General features: G+C 49.1%; 3 protein-coding genes. 1 reads left to right on the top strand and 2 read right to left on the bottom strand.

Annotation, left to right across the window (positions count from 1 at the left end; translation table 11 throughout):
* A partial coding sequence (locus RMO27_RS11515; RefSeq protein ID WP_309732512.1) for an AarF/UbiB family protein occupies positions 1-1,133 on the bottom strand: 1,133 nt, incomplete at its 3' end.
* Between the two features lie 148 nt (positions 1,134-1,281).
* Here RMO27_RS11515 and RMO27_RS11510 point away from each other — a divergent pair.
* Positions 1,282-1,767, top strand: coding sequence for an MEKHLA domain-containing protein (locus RMO27_RS11510; RefSeq protein ID WP_309732510.1), 486 nt, complete (start codon positions 1,282-1,284; stop codon positions 1,765-1,767).
* Between the two features lie 77 nt (positions 1,768-1,844).
* On the opposite strand, the gene RMO27_RS11505 is transcribed toward RMO27_RS11510, so the two are convergent.
* A partial coding sequence (locus RMO27_RS11505) for a hypothetical protein (RefSeq protein WP_309732508.1) occupies positions 1,845-2,564 on the bottom strand: 720 nt, incomplete at its 5' end.

Genomic DNA, 2,564 nt, shown 5'->3' with positions numbered 1-2,564 from the left:
GCGAAGGCTTCGCTGGCATTCATATTCTGCAAACTGAGATTGTTATACTTGTGCAGCAAGCGATCGTAATCCCATTCCAAGCGGGAGAGATTGAGTTCGCCCATTGGTTCGGCGAGTTGGAGCGTGATTTGGGCGCAACGTTGGGCATCGCTATTGACGATCGCCAAAATCATTTCCATGAGTGCCGATTGGGTGCGGGCATCCAGCCGCCCCATCATCCCACAGTCGAGGACAGCGACTCGCCCATCATTGAGATAAAACAGGTTACCAGGGTGCGGATCGGCATGAAATAAGCCATCGACTAAATATTGCTGAAAGAAGGCGCGAAAACAAAGGACTGTCAGTGCTTGCCGCTCTTGCCCGATATCGCCACCATAATTGGTACCAGCCAGTTGTGCGGCCAGAATCGGTACGCCATCCAACCATTCGAGCACGAGAACTTTCTGCGTCGATAACTGTCGATCGATCTGTGGCACCATAATTTTGGTCGTGTCGAACCACTTCCCCGCCAGTAAATTTTCGCGCAGTGCCTCTGTATAGCGGGCTTCTTGAGTAAAGTCTAATTCAGCTTGGAGCGCGGTGCTAAATTCTGAGGCGAGGGATACTAAATCGTAGCGTTTGCCAAAGTCAGTCCCAGATAGCAGATCGGCGATCTGTTTAATCATAGCGATGTCTCGCAATACCAAGCGATCGATCCCCGGACGCTGGACTTTGAGTGCGACTTGCCGACCATCTTTGAGGATCGCGCGGTGGGTTTGAGCGATCGATCCAGCAGCAACTGGTTGAGTATCGATCTGACTGAAGATTTCTGACGGTGGCTGGGAGAGCTGTTGCACCAAAATAGTCTCGATCTCGCGCCAATCGATCGGCGGCACATTCGATTGCAGTTCGCTCAGAGCTTCGATATATTCCAGTGGCAATAGATCTGGTCGCGTACTGAGCAATTGCCCTAGCTTGACATAGACCGGCCCCAAATCGACCAAAATTGTCCGCAGGATCGCTGGTGGCGGAATATCGACTCGATCGGCTTTACCAATGGTCAGGATTTGACGCATATAATCCCAGCCATGATGCAATAAAATTTCTAATATTTCTCGCTGCCGAGAACTATCGAGCTTGATGAGAGCTTGCATGAGCGAACAACTCCTGAGCAAATCGGGTTTTCTAGGCGCGGAAATCTCGCTGGTATTTGATTGCGGTCGAGACGCTCGCAACGCTCACATTTTGTGCCAGTATACAAACATTGTATCTAGATCTACGTTTGAGAGGTTGAGGACATCAATGCTGGATGCTCATGTTGCGCCACCTTTAGTAAGTAATGATTATGATCGAGAGCATATCTCGATCGTGCTGGAAAATTTGCACCGCTGGACGGGTCGAGATCTCATCCAAGACTACGGCTTCTCATTGGCAACAATGGGAGCGCAAGTATTTGATGCCGACTTTTATCTGTTGAGTCACAATATCGATCCCGATCCGATCTTGAACTATGGCAATCGTCGCGTCCTCGAACTCTGGGAAATCTCGTGGGCAGAATTGACACGGATGCACTCCAGAGAAACCGCCAAATCTAGCGATCGAGACAGTCGATCGGCGGTAATGCAACAGGTCGCCGCCCAAAATTATGTGAGTGGCTATAGTGGTGTCCGCGTCAGTAAAACCGGACGCGAATTTCGGATCTTAGATGTGACGATCTGGAATTTATTTACTAGGGATGGGCACCCTTATGGGCAAGCTGCTTGGTTTAAAACTTATGAGCCGATCTAGGAAGTTGGGAGTTGGGAGTAATTACCGTAGATCTTCGGGTACCCTCATGTCATTGCCTCGTACTAGCGATCGAGATTTTAATAATTTTGCCCGAAATCTAGTTGACCCCAAACCTCATTCAAGAGTAGATCTTCACCAGCAGTTGCGGCTGAATTTTTTACCCAATGATGGGGTAGGATAATTCGATCGATCCAGCCGCGTTCGTTGGCAGTGACTGGCGCGCCTTGCTGATAAGTATCGACAGTAGTTTGTAGATACAATCGCAGCTCAGTCAAGAATTCATCTGTAAATTGGGAATGTGGTTCGGTGCCAGCTAAATATTTGGCGACGGCGAAAACAACCTGGTAAATGCAACATTGACGATAGAGATACAGACTATCGCGATCGCTGGTTGGACTCAAACCTTGTAGTAATAACCCGACCCAATGATGGATGTAATCGAGATCCGCTAAACCTTCAGTTGCGACTAAGATTTCCAGATTTAATTGAGCTGGCTGGGTTTGGATTTCATGTCGGAACCAATCCCAGCATAGTCGCACGATCCGATCGAATAAATGTTGATTGTCATTGCTAAATTCATGGCGTTTGCGGAAGTGATCGCTACACAAGAAGGCTTGGAATGCGGGCAATTCGGCTACTCCGCTGGGGCTAATGTCGATTTCGACTTCCAGCTCGTCGATCGTCAGATCTAGCTCTACAGCACCATCTTGAGCTAGTTGAGCGAGACCCTCAGAAATCCGACCGCCCATAGTCCGATCGCCTGCCAAGACATCAGCTTGCGCTTGTTGGAGATCAAC

It is taken from the genome of Chamaesiphon sp. OTE_75_metabat_556 (assembly GCF_031378165.1).
Taxonomy (GTDB): Bacteria; Cyanobacteriota; Cyanobacteriia; order Cyanobacteriales; family Chamaesiphonaceae; genus Chamaesiphon.
Note: the sequence above shows the minus strand (reverse complement) of the source record. Positions and strands in the feature narration are given on the sequence as shown.